Below are 13,289 nucleotides of genomic sequence, written 5' to 3' on the forward strand. Positions count from 1 at the left end.
CCAGGACTTATGGTCTCCTCACCCAGCCTCATCCCCAACCTGATCGCCGCCGGCCTCTATATAGCAGCGGCCATCTACCAGGGCACACACCTCGCCCAGGGCCGCAAGGCCGACAAGCGCCTGCTTGGCCTGCTGGGTGCCTTCGCGGTGCTGGCCCAGGCCGGTGCACTGTTCTTCCAGCTGATCACCCCGCTGGGCCTGAGCCTGGACTTCTTCAGTGCCGCCAGCCTGATCGCCGTAGCCGTCATTGCCCTGACCCTGCTGGCCTGCCTGCGCATACCGGTGGAAAACCTGTTGGTGCTACTGTTCCCGCTGGGTGCGATAACCGCGCTGCTGGCGCAGTTCGCGCCACCCGGCACGGTGCCGCTGATCAACGAAGAACCCGGCATCCTCGCGCACATCCTCCTGTCGATCCTGGCCTACGGGTTGTTCACCATTGCAGTATTCCAGTCACTGCTGTTGCTACTGCAGGACCACCAGCTGAAGAACAAGCACCCGTCCGGGCTGATCCGCAACTTCCCGCCCCTGCAAACCATGGAAAGCCTGCTGTTCGGCTTCCTCTGGGCCGGCTGGTGCCTGTTGTCGCTGTCGCTGATCTCCGGCTGGCTGTTCCTCGACAACCTGTTCGCCCAGCACCTGGTGCACAAGACCTTGCTGGCCTGTGTCGCCTGGGTGGTGTTCAGCGTACTGCTGTGGGGCCGCACCCGCCTCGGCTGGCGCGGCCACAAGGCTATCCGCTGGACGCTGGCCGGTTTCTGCCTGCTGATGCTGGCCTACTTCGGCAGCAAGCTGGTTCGCGAATTCATCCTGCATATCTGACGGCCGCCCATGGACACCCTGCCGTACGCACCGCTATTCGGCACCCTCGCACTGGCCCTGTTGTGGTCAGCACTGTTCACTGCCGTGGATGCCGCCCGCCTGCAGCTCAATGGCTCGCTGCGCAGCCACGAAGACGGCATGCACGCCCTGCCGGCCCAGGCCCTGGTGCTGTGTGCCAGCCTTGGCAAGCTGCTGGTGCTAGGCCTGGCCTGCCTGCTGGGTCAGCGTCATAGCGGCGAGCACGGCTTCTGGCTGGCGGGGTTGGCCGCTACCTTCACCTTGCTGGTCTTTGCCGAGTACCTGCCACGGCGGCTGGCCCGGCGCAACCCGCAGGCGTTCGTCAGCCTTGGTGCCAGCCTGCTGAAAGCACCCCTCGCCCTGCTGCAGCCGCTGGCCTGCCTGCTGGACGGCTTCGCCAAACTGCTGCTGCGCCCGTTCCGCGTGCAACCAACCGCAGTGGCCCTGCACCCGCAGGAAGTCGATGACTTCGACGAAGACGAAGAACACGAAACACCCCGCCACGGGCTGCTCGACGGCCTGCAATCGCTGGACAAGATCACCGTCAACGACATCCTGGTACCGCGCAATGAAGTGGACGGCATCAACCTCGACGAGCCGATCGAGCGCATCATCGAGCAGCTGATCGTCAGCCGCCATACCCGCCTGCCGGTTTACCACAACGACATCAACCAGGTTGAGGCGATCCTCAACACCAAGCTGATCAGCCACCTGCTGCCCAAGGCCGAGCTGACCCTGGAGGCGCTGCACAGCGCCTGCTACGAACCCTATTTCGTGCCGGAAAGCACGCCGCTGCAAATGCAGCTGCTGAACTTTCACAAGCAACAGCGCCGGCTGGGCGTGGTGGTGGACGAGTACGGCGAGGTGCTTGGCATTGTCACCCTGGAAGACATCCTCGAAGAGATCGTCGGTGAGTTCGAGGACGAGCAAAGCCTGGACAACCCCCATGTACACCCGCAGACCGATGGCACGTTCGTCATCGATGGCACCGCTTCGCTACGCGAAATCAACCGCACCCTGGGCTGGCACCTGCCTTGCGACGGCGGGCCGAAAACCCTCAACGGGCTGGTGACCGAGGCGCTGGAGAGCATCCCGGAAAGCGCCGTTTGCCTGAAGATCGGCCGCTATCGCCTGGAAATCCTCGAAACAGAGGACAATTGTGCCAGCAAGGTACTGGTGTGGACCGTGACCCGATAGCTATACTCGGGTCACGCTTACCCAGCCCCGCCGTCCCGCCTGCTACCCGCACCCGGCGCTACACGGCCAGTCCGCTCCACTGACACGCCCTGCGGCCCTGCTTCAACACCCCGAACAGAGCCCGCCCCGCCCCTATCCCCCTTGGGCTATCGTCAGTCGGGCGCACACAACAACAAAACGCTCCGGCGTCCGCGCATCTGTGCCTGCCCTTTTGCATTGCACACCGTCGCGGGCAAAGCCCATGGAGCCGGACCAGACTGTTAGGGACCTACTTAATGACAACCAGCAGCACCTATGCCGAAGCGCCTGCCGCGCCGGTCAACTCGCCGGCACGGGTGGCCACAGCCAGCTTTATCGGCACCGCCATCGAGTTCTACGACTTTTACGTTTACGCCACCGCCGCTGCCCTGGTGATCGGCCCGGTGTTCTTCCCGTCGGGGTCGGGCACTGCGCAGATGCTGGCGGCGTTCCTCACCTTTGGTATTGCCTTCCTTGCCCGCCCATTGGGCTCGGCGCTGTTCGGCCATTTCGGCGACCGCATCGGCCGTAAATCAACCTTGGTCGCGTCGCTGCTGCTGATGGGTGTGTCCACCACGGCCATTGGCGTGCTGCCAGGCTATGACAGCATCGGCGTGTGGGCGCCGATCATCCTCTGCCTGCTGCGCTTTGGCCAAGGCCTGGGCCTGGGCGGCGAATGGGGTGGCGCGGCGCTGCTGGCCACCGAGAACGCCCCGGAAGGCAAGCGCGCCTGGTTCGGCATGTTCCCGCAACTTGGGCCGTCGATCGGCTTTTTGGCTGCCAACGGCCTGTTCCTGACCCTGGCCCTGCTGCTCAGCGACGAGCAGTTCCGTGAGTGGGGCTGGCGTATTCCGTTCCTGCTCAGCGCTGCGCTGGTGCTGGTGGGGCTCTATGTGCGCCTGAAGCTTGAAGAGAGCCCGGTGTTCGCCAAGGCCGTTGCCCGTCACGAGCGGGTGAAAATGCCGGTGGTCGACCTGTTCTCCAAGTACTGGGTGCCAACCCTGCTGGGCGCTGCGGCCATGGTGGTGTGCTACGCGCTGTTCTACATCTCTACAGTGTTCTCGCTGAGCTATGGCGTGACCACACTGGGCTACAGCCGCGAGACGTTCCTTGGCCTGCTGTGCTTCGCGGTGGTGTTCATGGCCTTGGCCACGCCCCTGTCGGCCTGGCTCAGCGACCGTTACGGGCGTAAGCCGGTGCTAATCGTCGGTGGCCTGCTGGCGGTAGCGTCGGGCTTTACCATGGAGCCGCTGCTGACCTCGGGCTCGACCACGGGCGTAGCGCTGTTCCTGGCCATCGAACTGTTCCTGATGGGCGTGACCTTTGCGCCAATGGGGGCACTGCTGCCTGAACTGTTCCCGACCCACGTGCGGTATACCGGCGCTTCGGCGGCGTATAACCTGGGCGGGATTGTCGGGGCCTCGGCGGCACCGTTCTTTGCCCAGAAGCTGGTGAGCATGGGTGGGTTGAGCTGGGTGGGAGGGTATGTGTCGGCGGCGGCGGTGATCAGCCTGATTGCCGTGTTGTGCCTGAAAGAGACCCGCAATACCGAACTGTAAACAAATGGGGGCCGCGTTGCGGCCCCAATCGGATCAGAACTCGACCTTGACCGCTTGCGATGCACGGGTCGCCTTGGCCCGCGCCTGCTCTACCGACTCATCACGCGCCAGGCACACGCCCATGCGGCGGGTGCCGTTGATTTCCGGCTTGCCGAACAAGCGAATGGCGGTATCCGGCTCGCTCAGCGCTGCGCCCAGGTTGGCGAAGCTGGTCTGCTGCGACTGCCCTTCCGGCAGGATCACCGCCGAGGCCGACGGGCCAAACTGGCGCACCACCGGAATCGGCAAGCCGAGAATGGCGCGGGCATGCAAGGCAAACTGCGACAGGTCCTGGGAAATCAGGGTGACCAGGCCCGTGTCATGCGGGCGTGGCGACACTTCGCTGAACCACACCTGGTCGCCCTTCACGAACAGCTCAACACCAAACAGGCCACGACCGCCCAGGGCATCGGTGACCGCCTTGGCCACGCGTTGCGATTCGGCCAGCGCTTTCGGGCTCATGGCCTGCGGCTGCCACGATTCCTGATAATCGCCCTTCTCCTGGCGATGACCAACCGGCTCCAGGAAGGTGGTACCCCCCACATGGCGCACGGTCAGCAGGGTGATTTCGTATTCGAAGTCGATAAAGCCCTCGACGATCACCCGGCCCTTGCCAGCGCGGCCGCCTTCCTGGGCGTAGTCCCACGCCTTCTGCAAGTCGGCATCGCTGCGCAGCAGGCTCTGGCCCTTGCCCGACGAGCTCATTACTGGCTTGACCACGCACGGGTAGCCGACATCGGCCACGCCCTTGGCGAAGTCTTCATAGGTGTCGGCGAAGTGGTAGGGCGACGTTGGCAGCTCCAGCTCTTCGGCGGCGAGGCGACGAATGCCTTCGCGGTTCATGGTGAGCTGGGTGGCACGGGCAGTCGGCACCACGTTGAAGCCTTCGTTCTCCAGCTCGACCAGGGTGGCGGTGGCGATGGCTTCGATTTCCGGAACGATGTAGTGCGGTTTTTCGGCTTCGATCACGGCCCGCAGGGCCACGCCATCGAGCATGTTGACCACGTGGCTGCGGTGCGCCACCTGCATGGCCGGGGCATTGGCGTAGCGGTCGACGGCGATCACCTCGACGCCCAGGCGCTGCAGTTCGATCACCACTTCCTTGCCCAGCTCGCCACAGCCGCACAGCAGTACACGGGTCGCGGTGGGCGACAAAGGGGTTCCGATACGGGTCATTTCAGGTCCTCGAAGGCATCCGGGGTCGCACCAGGCTTGGTACGGCCCGCTGAAAAAGGACCGCTATTCTACACCATCAGCCCGCAACGGCGGCCCGTCGGGCGCGAAATGCCATGGCCAGCCACACGGCGGTGACACCGGCAAACTTCGAGGCCATGGCGGTGCCGACTATCACCGGCGTCAGGGCGCCGATCATGCCGAAGAAGATGAAGGTATCCACCGGAATGCTCAGTGCCGAGCTCAGCCACAGGCGGTCGCGCAGCGGCCGGCGGGTGATGCTGAACACCAGCCAGTCGATCAGCTCGGAAATGAAGAACGCGGTGGCGCTGGCCAAGGCGATGGCCGGCTCCGAGGTGACGTAGGACAGCACCAGGGCCACCAGCATGGCCACCAGGGCGCCGTGGCCGAAGCGGGTCTGCACCATGTCACGCAGGATGAACACCAGGCCGCCCCAGGCGGACCAGATGATGTCCAGGTGCGGGGCGCTAGAGAAGGCGTAGTTGATCAGCACTACGCTGCTGATGTAGGCAATCAGATAGAACATGGCGAGTCGTCTGTGGGCAAGCCCTACAGATTACCGCTGGCTTCTTCGCGGGTAAACCCGCAGGCACCGCACCACATAACCTGTGGGAGCGGGCATGCCCACAGGTTCTGCGTCAACCTACAGGATGAGGCCGGCGGCTACTGCCCGTTCATGGCAGAGCTTCAACACCGCCCGGCGCTCGTCATTGTCCATCCGCCCCCAGCGGCCAATCTCCGCCACGGTACGCTGGCACCCGGTGCAGACATCCTGCTCGTCCAGCGCACAAATGCTCACGCACGGCGAGGCTACCGGCCGCTCTACAACATCACTCATCATCAATCACCAGTTCCTGCGCATAACGCCGGGCATTATGCACATAGTGCGCGGCGCTGGCTTCGAGCATTCGCTTTTGCTGCTCGGTCAATTCACGTACCACCTTGCCCGGCGAGCCCATTACCAGCGACCCATCAGGGATTTCCTTGCCCTCGGCGATCAATGCATTGGCGCCGATGATGCAGTGCTTGCCGATGCGCGCGCCGTTGAGAATCACCGCATTGATACCGACCAGGCTGTAGTCGCCCACCGTGCAGCCATGCAACATGGCGTTGTGGCCAACGGTCACGCCCTTGCCCAAGGTCAGCGGCGAGCCCATGTCGGTGTGCATCACCGTGCCATCCTGCACGTTGCTGCCCTCGCCAATGTCGATCAGCTCGTTATCCCCGCGCAGTACCGCGCCAAACCATACGCTGGCATCGGCCTGCAGGCGCACGTTGCCAATCAGTGTGGCGTTGGGTGCGGCCCAACTGGTGGGGTGGCTCTCGACCCGCAGGTCGCCCAGGCGGTATTTCATGCTTGCTCCTCAGGCTGGAACGCAGACGGCGGGGTTGGCCCCGCTCAGTTTTTGATGTAACGCTCAGGGGGCTGGTGCAGGCTGATGCCGGCATCGAACAACAGGTTGACCAGTTCCACGATCATGATCGCCGACAACCCCCAGATCTTGTATTCGCCATAGCGGTAGCTGGGCACATACCAGCTGCGCCCCTGGTAATCGATACGGTGGGTATGGTCGCGCGGGTCCTGGCGGAAGAATTCCAGCGGCACGGTGAATACTGCCGCGATTTCGGCGTCGTTGGCGCGGTATTCGACGAAGTCGGGAATAACCCCGACGAATGGCGTCACTTTGAGGCCGTGCAGCGAAATCAGCGGGCTGAGCGGGCCGATCACTTCCACCAGCCCCGGCGGCAGGCCGATTTCTTCTTCGGCTTCACGGAGCGCGGTGAACACCAGGTCCGGGTCTTCCGGGTCGCGACGGCCACCGGGAAAGGCCACTTCGCCACCATGTGTGGACAGGCCCTTGGCGCGCAAGGTAAGGACCAGTTCGGGCGCTTCGCTGCGGGTAATGGGCAAAAGAACCGCCGCTTCAGGGAACCGCCGGTCGGTTTCCAATGACGCGGGTTGGTGGTTGCTCATTCGGCGAAGTAGCTCGTCCAGCATTGCGCACACTCGTATCCAAGGCCTGCCTTGCATGATGCACCAAAGCCGCGAAGCACCCAAGCCCCTGTGCTTGCGGCGGCCTTGCCGGCGCGCCAAGATAGCCCCAAGCAAAAGGACCTACACATGAAATTCTGCAGCGCGTGCGGCCAGCCGGTCATACAGCAGATCCCCGAAGGCGACAGCCGCCTGCGGTATGTCTGCGAGTCTTGCCAGACCATCCACTACCAGAACCCCAACATCGTTGCTGGCGTGTTGCCAACCTGGGGCAGCCAGGTGCTGTTGTGCCGGCGTGCCATCGAGCCCCGCCGGGGCTATTGGACCTTGCCCGCCGGCTTCATGGAGAACGGCGAAACCCTCGACCAGGCCGCCCGTCGCGAAACTGTCGAGGAAGCCTGCGCCCGGGTCGGGTCGATGAGCCTGTACCAGCTGTTCGATTTGCCGCACATCAACCAGGTGCACGTGTTCTTCCGCGCCGAGCTGGCGGACCTTGCCTTTGATGTGGGTATCGAAAGCCTGGAGGTGCGCTTGTTCGAAGAACATGAGGTACCGTGGGGCGAGCTGGCTTTTCGCACCGTCACGCGCACACTAGAATGCTACTATCGCGACCGCATCGGGCATCACTACCCCATTGGCCATGAGTACCTGCCGCCGATGAACGTCTCGACCACGACCTCTACATAGAAAAGCCTTCAGGGATACCGTTACATGCGTTGGTTGCTTGCCCTTTTCTGCCTTTGCGTTACCTCGGTGTCCCAAGCGGCCTTCACCGAGACCATCATCCGCAAGCCCGTACCGGCAGCGCAAACGCCTTCGCCTTCGCAGCAGGCCATGCAACCGCTGATCGACAAGGTGCTGGTGATCAAGTCCGAGCGCCGCCTGCAGCTGATCAGCCGTGGCGAGCCGCTGAAAACCTACCGCATTTCCCTGGGCAAGCAGCCCAAGGGCGCCAAAGAGCGCGAAGGCGACAAAAAAACCCCCGAAGGCCTGTACTGGCTGGACTGGCGCAAGCAAAGCGACCGCTTCAACCTGGCCATGCACATCAATTACCCGAACGTCAGCGACGCCGCCCGTGCCACCCGCGAAGGGGTGAGTGCCGGCAGCATGATCATGATCCACGGCACGCCGATCAACGACGAATACCCGGAATGGTACTTCCATACCCTGGACTGGACCGATGGCTGCATTGCCATGCGTAACCGTGACATGCAGGAAGTGTGGGACCTGGTGCGGGATGGGACGTTGATCGAGATTCGGCCTTAGCCCTACAAGCAAGTACCCGCTTCGACAGGTTTACCAGCGCAAGTCGCGTTGCCCTGCCAACGCCTGCGGCCCCAGCCACTGCGCCCCTCGCAACAAAGGCGTCAACGCAGCCTCCGGTTGCAACTCGAATACCAGCTGCGCCCGACGACCTGGCAGGTCAGCATCCACCGCCAACTGATGCTGCCCCTGCTGCGCCAGTTGGCCACGCAGGCGCCAGCCACTGCGGCAGTCCATTTCCAGCCAGCCCTGCCCCAGGCCCAGCGACCAGGGTTGGCTCAGTGCCAGATCACTCACTGTTACGCGGCCTTCGCTGGCCAGGCACCGGCGCCCTACCCCGTTCAGGTGCACTGCGCCCTGCCACTGCCCGGCCAGGCGGTAATCAGCCGCCACCGTAGCCTGAGGCCCCATGGCCGCTGCTTCCAGCCGCCAACGCCAAGGCCAGCCTTCGGCACGCAGCTGCCAGGCTTGCCCTTGGAACCCCAGCTGCGCAGTGGCCTGCATGCGCCAAGGCTCCACCGACCAACGCAATGGCCCGACTGGCCCCAACTGTTGTGCGTGACCTTGCCACAGGCTGCCACGGGCATCCTGCATTGGCAGGCCGAGCCCGCGCGCCACCCAGCTAGCAGGTGGTTCCACCAGCAGTGTCACGGCGAACACGAGCAGTACCCACGCCGCAGCTTTACGGCTCATGGCTGCACCACCAGATCGAAGCGCAGCACCTTGCCATCCTGCTCAAGCCCCCATTGCAGCGGCTGTACGCCTTCGGTGCGCAGGGCCTGCAACCAGTCTTGCAGCGCCCGCTCATCGGCCACCTGCCCGCGCAGGTGCCAGGTTTTGCCTTGTTCATCGACCTCGGCCAGCGCCACCCGCCGCGCCTCGGCCGACTGCTTCAAACGCTCCATGCTCAAGCCAGGGCCACCCTGCAAACTGGCGGCTTGTGCAGCCAACCCTTGCCACTGACTGAGTTCGCGCCATTGCGCCAAGCCACCGCGCAGGCCCAGGAAGGCCAGCAACACGGCAATCAACAACCAGGCGAACTTCAACCGATGACGTTGCATCCAGTCGCGGCTCATACGGCTGCTCCCAAGTCGAAGATCACTTCGCCACTCAGCACCTGCACGGCGGCGCCCGCTGCGCTGGCCATGTCTTGCCAAGGTGGCGCGGCCCCCTCGCCCGCCAACCGCACGCGCCAGCGCTGGCCATCGAAGCGCACGGCTTGCAGGCGCCAGCCGGGGTGATCCCGCAGCCACGCCTGCAACGTTGCCTGCAAGTCTTCGAGCTGGCGTGTGCGCACTTGCTGTTGCAACCCACTTTCACGCAGGCGCTTGAGGGCCTGAGCAGCATGCCGTGGGCTGGCCTGTTCGCCTGTCACGGCAATGACCTGGGCCCGCCAGAGTTGCGCCTGGCGCCATTGCTGGCTCAACCACAGGCTGCCCCATACAGTCGCCAGTACCAGGCAAGCAGCCAACAGCCGTTGCTGCGGACGCGAAACGGCAGGCAATGAAGGTGCCTTGCGGCCACGCTCGAACAAGCCAGGCAGCGAAGCGAGGGGCGCCAGCGCACTTGGCCAGTCGCCACTCAGTGGCACCTTTTGCAGGTGTGCCCAAGGTTGCTGCGGCATTTCTTCCAGTACATCCGGCCACGCCAGCCAGTGTTCCTGTTCGTCTTCGCCCAACCCTTTGTACAAGGACATGCCGGGTGGGCGCTGCCAGTGCCAGGCAGTGCCTGCTTCTAACGCAGGTAGCAACTGCAGCTCTGCCCAGCAACGCTCCACTTGCAGGCCCCATGCGGCACACTGCCCGCGCCAGCCCTCCAGTTTCTGCCGTGCCACAACCAGCAGACGAAGGTGCCCGGGTTCTCGGGCCAGGCAGGCACAGGCCACTTCGTCCGGCGGTTGCAGCAAGCAGTCCTCAAGCAGCAACGACCACTCTTCACGCTTGAGCCCCGGTGGAGCCGGTACGCGGAAGCAGCTGCACGCCTCGGCAGGCAGAATCAGTGCAACCCGGGCTTGCAGGTTCGCCGGTGGCTCACCCTGCCCTTGGCGCTGCACGATGCCGCCCTCGGTCAGTGCCCAGTGCCAGACAACGCCGGGGCGCAGCAACAACCACGGCTGAGCCGGCGTTCGTCGCCGCCATTCAAATTTCATGAGTGCCCCCACGGGAGGGCGAAAGTGCAGACATAGGGTGCTCCATCACGCTGCAATTCCAGGCGCACACCACGGCCGGGATGCGCGGGCTGGTCAGAAGGCCAGGTCAGCCAGCGGCCGCCCTGGTAATAAAGGACATTCATCACGCTGACCCGGTCGAGGTGTTCGCGTTGTATCCAGCGCGGGGCGGCGGCCGCGTACAGGTCGGCCGAGCTTTCCAGCAGCAGGCGTTGATCGCGGGCCTCAAAGCGCAAGCGTTGGCGCTGCAGGCGCGATCCGCCCTCGGCCTCTGGCAGGCCGGTGGCGGCGACCCATTGCAATTGGTGGCTTGCCGGTTGCCAGTCCAGCCAGCGGCTGGTCAAGGGCAGGCGCTGGTCATAGACCCGGCGCAGCACCGGGCTGTCGAAGCGACGCTCCAAGGCCAGGCAAAAGTCCAGCACCGAGGTTTGTTGGCTGGTGACCTGAAGGCGTTCGCGGACCTTGAGCCAGCCGTTGACCAAAGCGGCGAGCATGATGCCGAGCAAGGCTGTCAGGGCCAGGGCGACCATCAGCTCGATCAGGGTCAAGCCAGCCTGGCGGCGCTTCATGGGCGCTCCAGAAACACGGTGTACTGGCCCAGCGGCAGGCGCTGGTCACGGTCGGCGAACAGTTGCAGCTCGCCCCGGCGCAAGTCGCGCACGCCGGTGCGGCGCAGTTGCAATTGCCAATGGCACGGCTGGCCGCCCTGGTTCAGCTCGCCGTTAGCCTGATTGGCGGCAGGCCAGAACTGCTCGACAGCGAAGCGGGTTTGCAGCTCACGCGCGCACAGCAGGCCAAGGCGATGCTGCTGCAGGTTGTCCTGCACGGCCAGGCGCTGACGCAGGACCTGGCTGGTGATCACCGCCAGCACAGCAGCGATCGCCAAGGCTACGGTCACCTCCAGCAAGGTGAAGCCACGCTGACGTTGCTTCATGGCGCCACCTGCAAGCGACCATCGCGGCCCCAGGCCCATTGCTGGCTGCCATCGGCCCAGCGCCAGATCACGCTGCCCGGCTGTGCCCAGCCATGCGGCGTGAACACCAGGCGCGGCTGCGGGCTGACGGGCCAGTCCGGGTGCAGGCCTTTGGGCCAGTCGCCCACCGCAACGGCTTCGACGACCCAGGCATTGCCCTCGCGCCGCACAAACTCCGGACGCGGGCCATTCCAGCGCAGCCCGCGCAGCTGCCCGGTATGTCGGGCCAACGCGGCCTGCGCTCGGGTTTCGGCCGCCAGGCGCTGCAACGCCTGGTCGACATTGGCTTGACCGCTGCCAAGCCCCGCCACCGCCAGGCCCGTCATCAGGCCGGCGATGGCCAGCACCACCAGCAATTCGATCAGGCTGAAGCCCCGCTGACGGCGCACCTTTACAGTTCCCAGTTACCCAGGTCGGCATCCTGGCCTTCCCCCCCGGGCAGGCCGTCCGCGCCCAGCGAGTAAACATCCACCCGACCATGTTCACCGGGCATGCGGTACTGGTACGGAGTGCCCCACGGGTCTTCCGGCAGGCGGCGCACATAACCGTCGTTGCGCCAGGCCCGTGGCAGTGGTTCCTGGCTCGGCTTTTTCACCAGTGCGGCCAGGCCCTGCTCGCTGCTGGGGAAACGCAGGTTATCCAACCGGTACATGTCCAGCGCCTGCTCCAGGGTGGCCAGGTCGGCCATCACTTTCTGTTTCATGGCCTTGTCCTGGTTGCCCAGCACGCTGGGCGCGACCACGGCGATGAGCAGGCCGATGATGAAGATCACCACCATGATTTCCATGAGGGTGAAACCGCGCTGGCGGTTGCGTCGATGCAGCATGGCAAAACTCCTTGTCGTCACAGTTGCAGGCCCTGGTTGAGTTGCATGATCGGCAGCAGCACCGCCAGCACGATGAACAGCACCACGGCGCCCATCACCAGGATCATCAGGGGTTCGAACAGCGCCATGGCGGTATCCACCTGGCGGGCAAAGCCGCGCTCCTGGTCGTCGGCCACGCGTTCGAGCATGTCGGCCAGGGTGCCGCTAGCCTCGCCGCTGCCGACCATGTTCACCAGTAGCGGCGGGAATTGCTGGCTGGCATCCAGCGCTCGGTGCAGGCTGGTGCCGCCCTGCACTTGCTGGCGCACCTGCTCCATGGCCAGCCGGATGCGCCGGTTGCCGACGGTTTCGGTGGCTACTTGCAAGGCTTCGAGCAGGGCCACGCCACTGCCACTGAGAATCGCCAGACTGCGCGCCAGGCGGGCGCTTTCCAGCACCTGCAGCAGGCTGCCGATGCGCGGCAGGCGCAGCAGCAACTGGTCGCGGCGCAAGCACCAATGCGGCTTGCGCAGCAACCAGCCGCCGAGCACGCCAAGCATCAACGCTACCCCCAACAACCACGGCCCGGCGTGTACCAGCCCCTGGCTCAGGCCGATCAGCAGCGAGGTGATCAGCGGCAGGCTTTGCCCCGCGTGGGCGAATTGTTCGGTGAGTTTGGGCACGACGAAGGTCATCAGGCCGACGACCACGGCAAGTGACACACCCATCAATACGGTGGGGTAGATCAGCGCAGTACGGGCTTTGTGCTGCTGGCGCTGTACCTGCTCCAGGTGGTCGGCCAAACGTGTAAGCACCTGTGCCAGGCGCCCGGAACGCTCGCCGGCCTCGACCAGTGCGCAATACAAACCCGTGAACGGCGCCCCCTGGCGCGCCAGGCTGCGGGCCAGGCCCAGGCCTTCGGCGAGCGATCCACGCAGGGCCACCAGCACACTGTGCAGGGCGGGCTGGCGCAGTTGGCGTTCAAGGGTACCCAGCGCATCGACCAAGGGGATGCCAGCCCCGATAAGGGTCGCCAGCTGGCGGGTCAGTTCACAGAGCTGGGCGCGGCTTAAACGCTGGCGCCTGGCTTGCCGGGCTCCGGCTTCCTGGCGCTGCAACTGTCGGGCGAACAGGCCCTGCTCGCGCAACAACTGGCGTGCATGGCGCTCGCTGTCGGCTTGCAGGCTGGCTTTGTGCGCTTTGCCGGCGAGGTCGACGGCCTGGTAGCGATACGTCGGCATGCC

18 protein-coding genes are annotated in these 13,289 nt (G+C 64.7%); 5 read left to right on the forward strand and 13 right to left on the reverse strand.

Going from position 1 to position 13,289, the window contains the following annotated elements; all coding sequences use genetic code 11:
* The first annotated feature begins 9 nt into the window (after positions 1-9).
* The 3 genes from B9A31_RS17175 (at position 10) to B9A31_RS17185 (ending at position 3,611) form a co-directional block, all read left to right on the forward strand.
* Positions 10-819, forward strand: a complete 810-nt coding sequence (locus tag B9A31_RS17175; RefSeq protein ID WP_016713001.1) for a cytochrome C assembly family protein — start codon at positions 10-12, stop codon at positions 817-819.
* Between the two features lie 9 nt (positions 820-828).
* Complete coding sequence (locus B9A31_RS17180; RefSeq protein ID WP_019098709.1) at positions 829-2,034, forward strand: transporter associated domain-containing protein; 1,206 nt, start codon at positions 829-831, stop codon at positions 2,032-2,034.
* 275 nt (positions 2,035-2,309) lie between these two features.
* Positions 2,310-3,611 carry an MFS transporter gene (locus B9A31_RS17185; RefSeq protein WP_016713003.1) on the forward strand — a complete coding sequence of 434 codons (1,302 nt, stop codon included), beginning with the start codon at positions 2,310-2,312 and terminating at the stop codon, positions 3,609-3,611.
* Between the two features lie 33 nt (positions 3,612-3,644).
* Here B9A31_RS17185 and purT read toward each other — a convergent pair whose 3' ends face one another.
* The 5 genes from purT to B9A31_RS17210 form a co-directional block, all read right to left on the reverse strand.
* Positions 3,645-4,826: a formate-dependent phosphoribosylglycinamide formyltransferase gene (gene purT / locus B9A31_RS17190; protein WP_019098708.1), complete on the reverse strand. Its 1,182-nt coding sequence runs from the start codon at positions 4,824-4,826 to the stop codon at positions 3,645-3,647.
* Positions 4,827-4,902: 76 nt separating this feature from the next.
* Complete coding sequence (locus B9A31_RS17195; protein WP_019098707.1) at positions 4,903-5,370, reverse strand: 7-cyano-7-deazaguanine/7-aminomethyl-7-deazaguanine transporter; 468 nt, start codon at positions 5,368-5,370, stop codon at positions 4,903-4,905.
* A 117-nt stretch (positions 5,371-5,487) separates the two neighbouring features.
* Positions 5,488-5,685 (reverse strand): DUF1289 domain-containing protein, encoded by a 198-nt coding sequence (locus B9A31_RS17200; RefSeq protein ID WP_027609560.1) that lies wholly within the window; start codon positions 5,683-5,685, stop codon positions 5,488-5,490.
* Entirely contained in the window at positions 5,675-6,199 is a 525-nt protein-coding gene (locus tag B9A31_RS17205; protein WP_025753749.1) for a gamma carbonic anhydrase family protein, read from the reverse strand. Before B9A31_RS17205 ends, B9A31_RS17200 begins: the two co-directional genes overlap by 11 nt.
* 44 nt (positions 6,200-6,243) lie before the next feature.
* A complete protein-coding gene (locus B9A31_RS17210) occupies positions 6,244-6,843 on the reverse strand; it encodes a CoA pyrophosphatase (protein WP_084297170.1) in 600 nt (199 codons plus the stop codon).
* 123 nt (positions 6,844-6,966) lie between these two features.
* Here B9A31_RS17210 and B9A31_RS17215 point away from each other — a divergent pair, with 123 nt between their 5' ends.
* Both B9A31_RS17215 and B9A31_RS17220 read left to right on the forward strand, forming a co-directional pair.
* Positions 6,967-7,524, forward strand: a complete 558-nt coding sequence (locus B9A31_RS17215) for an NUDIX hydrolase (RefSeq protein ID WP_019098704.1) — start codon at positions 6,967-6,969, stop codon at positions 7,522-7,524.
* Positions 7,525-7,548: 24 nt separating this feature from the next.
* Entirely contained in the window at positions 7,549-8,103 is a 555-nt protein-coding gene (locus B9A31_RS17220; RefSeq protein WP_016713010.1) for a L,D-transpeptidase family protein, read from the forward strand.
* A 30-nt stretch (positions 8,104-8,133) separates the two neighbouring features.
* Here the strand turns inward: B9A31_RS17220 and B9A31_RS17225 are convergent, their stop codons facing one another.
* From B9A31_RS17225 to gspF, 8 genes are read right to left on the reverse strand one after another with little or no spacing between them, the layout of a single operon-like run.
* The gene (locus B9A31_RS17225) at positions 8,134-8,793 is read right to left on the reverse strand and encodes a general secretion pathway protein GspN (protein WP_027615498.1); all 660 of its coding nucleotides are present in this window, start codon (positions 8,791-8,793) and stop codon (positions 8,134-8,136) included.
* Complete coding sequence (gspM, locus tag B9A31_RS17230) at positions 8,790-9,176, reverse strand: type II secretion system protein GspM (protein WP_027615497.1); 387 nt, start codon at positions 9,174-9,176, stop codon at positions 8,790-8,792. The genes B9A31_RS17225 and gspM overlap by 4 nt, the downstream gene beginning before the upstream one ends.
* Complete coding sequence (gene gspL, locus B9A31_RS17235) at positions 9,173-10,249, reverse strand: type II secretion system protein GspL (RefSeq protein ID WP_084297243.1); 1,077 nt, start codon at positions 10,247-10,249, stop codon at positions 9,173-9,175. The genes gspM and gspL overlap by 4 nt, the downstream gene beginning before the upstream one ends.
* Positions 10,246-10,836 (reverse strand): prepilin-type N-terminal cleavage/methylation domain-containing protein, encoded by a 591-nt coding sequence (locus tag B9A31_RS17240; RefSeq protein ID WP_025753752.1) that lies wholly within the window; start codon positions 10,834-10,836, stop codon positions 10,246-10,248. The genes gspL and B9A31_RS17240 overlap by 4 nt, the downstream gene beginning before the upstream one ends.
* Positions 10,833-11,201: a type II secretion system protein GspI gene (locus B9A31_RS17245; protein WP_019098314.1), complete on the reverse strand. Its 369-nt coding sequence runs from the start codon at positions 11,199-11,201 to the stop codon at positions 10,833-10,835. Before B9A31_RS17245 ends, B9A31_RS17240 begins: the two co-directional genes overlap by 4 nt.
* Positions 11,198-11,629, reverse strand: a complete 432-nt coding sequence (gspH, locus tag B9A31_RS17250) for a type II secretion system minor pseudopilin GspH (protein WP_025753753.1) — start codon at positions 11,627-11,629, stop codon at positions 11,198-11,200. Before gspH ends, B9A31_RS17245 begins: the two co-directional genes overlap by 4 nt.
* 2 nt (positions 11,630-11,631) lie before the next feature.
* Entirely contained in the window at positions 11,632-12,066 is a 435-nt protein-coding gene (gene gspG, locus B9A31_RS17255) for a type II secretion system major pseudopilin GspG (RefSeq protein ID WP_019098381.1), read from the reverse strand.
* 17 nt (positions 12,067-12,083) lie between these two features.
* Entirely contained in the window at positions 12,084-13,286 is a 1,203-nt protein-coding gene (gene gspF, locus B9A31_RS17260; RefSeq protein WP_016713018.1) for a type II secretion system inner membrane protein GspF, read from the reverse strand.
* Between the last annotated feature and the right edge of the window lie 3 nt (positions 13,287-13,289).

It is taken from the genome of Pseudomonas sp. URIL14HWK12:I5 (genome assembly GCF_900176445.1).
Classification (GTDB): Bacteria; Pseudomonadota; Gammaproteobacteria; order Pseudomonadales; family Pseudomonadaceae; genus Aquipseudomonas; species Aquipseudomonas monteilii.

What these genes read in the sequence shown, in the direction of transcription:
- B9A31_RS17175 (WP_016713001.1), top strand. Translation starts at nt 10, where the DNA reads ATGGTCTCCTCACCCAGCCTCATCCCCAACCTGATCGCCGCCGGCCTC.
- B9A31_RS17180 (WP_019098709.1), top strand. Translation starts at nt 829, where the DNA reads ATGGACACCCTGCCGTACGCACCGCTATTCGGCACCCTCGCACTGGCC.
- B9A31_RS17185 (WP_016713003.1), top strand. Translation starts at nt 2,310, where the DNA reads ATGACAACCAGCAGCACCTATGCCGAAGCGCCTGCCGCGCCGGTCAAC.
- purT (WP_019098708.1), bottom strand. Translation starts at nt 4,826, where the DNA reads ATGACCCGTATCGGAACCCCTTTGTCGCCCACCGCGACCCGTGTACTG.
- B9A31_RS17195 (WP_019098707.1), bottom strand. Translation starts at nt 5,370, where the DNA reads ATGTTCTATCTGATTGCCTACATCAGCAGCGTAGTGCTGATCAACTAC.
- B9A31_RS17200 (WP_027609560.1), bottom strand. Translation starts at nt 5,685, where the DNA reads ATGATGAGTGATGTTGTAGAGCGGCCGGTAGCCTCGCCGTGCGTGAGC.
- B9A31_RS17205 (WP_025753749.1), bottom strand. Translation starts at nt 6,199, where the DNA reads ATGAAATACCGCCTGGGCGACCTGCGGGTCGAGAGCCACCCCACCAGT.
- B9A31_RS17210 (WP_084297170.1), bottom strand. Translation starts at nt 6,843, where the DNA reads ATGCTGGACGAGCTACTTCGCCGAATGAGCAACCACCAACCCGCGTCA.
- B9A31_RS17215 (WP_019098704.1), top strand. Translation starts at nt 6,967, where the DNA reads ATGAAATTCTGCAGCGCGTGCGGCCAGCCGGTCATACAGCAGATCCCC.
- B9A31_RS17220 (WP_016713010.1), top strand. Translation starts at nt 7,549, where the DNA reads ATGCGTTGGTTGCTTGCCCTTTTCTGCCTTTGCGTTACCTCGGTGTCC.
- B9A31_RS17225 (WP_027615498.1), bottom strand. Translation starts at nt 8,793, where the DNA reads ATGAGCCGTAAAGCTGCGGCGTGGGTACTGCTCGTGTTCGCCGTGACA.
- gspM (WP_027615497.1), bottom strand. Translation starts at nt 9,176, where the DNA reads ATGAGCCGCGACTGGATGCAACGTCATCGGTTGAAGTTCGCCTGGTTG.
- gspL (WP_084297243.1), bottom strand. Translation starts at nt 10,249, where the DNA reads ATGAAATTTGAATGGCGGCGACGAACGCCGGCTCAGCCGTGGTTGTTG.
- B9A31_RS17240 (WP_025753752.1), bottom strand. Translation starts at nt 10,836, where the DNA reads ATGAAGCGCCGCCAGGCTGGCTTGACCCTGATCGAGCTGATGGTCGCC.
- B9A31_RS17245 (WP_019098314.1), bottom strand. Translation starts at nt 11,201, where the DNA reads ATGAAGCAACGTCAGCGTGGCTTCACCTTGCTGGAGGTGACCGTAGCC.
- gspG (WP_019098381.1), bottom strand. Translation starts at nt 12,066, where the DNA reads ATGCTGCATCGACGCAACCGCCAGCGCGGTTTCACCCTCATGGAAATC.
- gspF (WP_016713018.1), bottom strand. Translation starts at nt 13,286, where the DNA reads ATGCCGACGTATCGCTACCAGGCCGTCGACCTCGCCGGCAAAGCGCAC.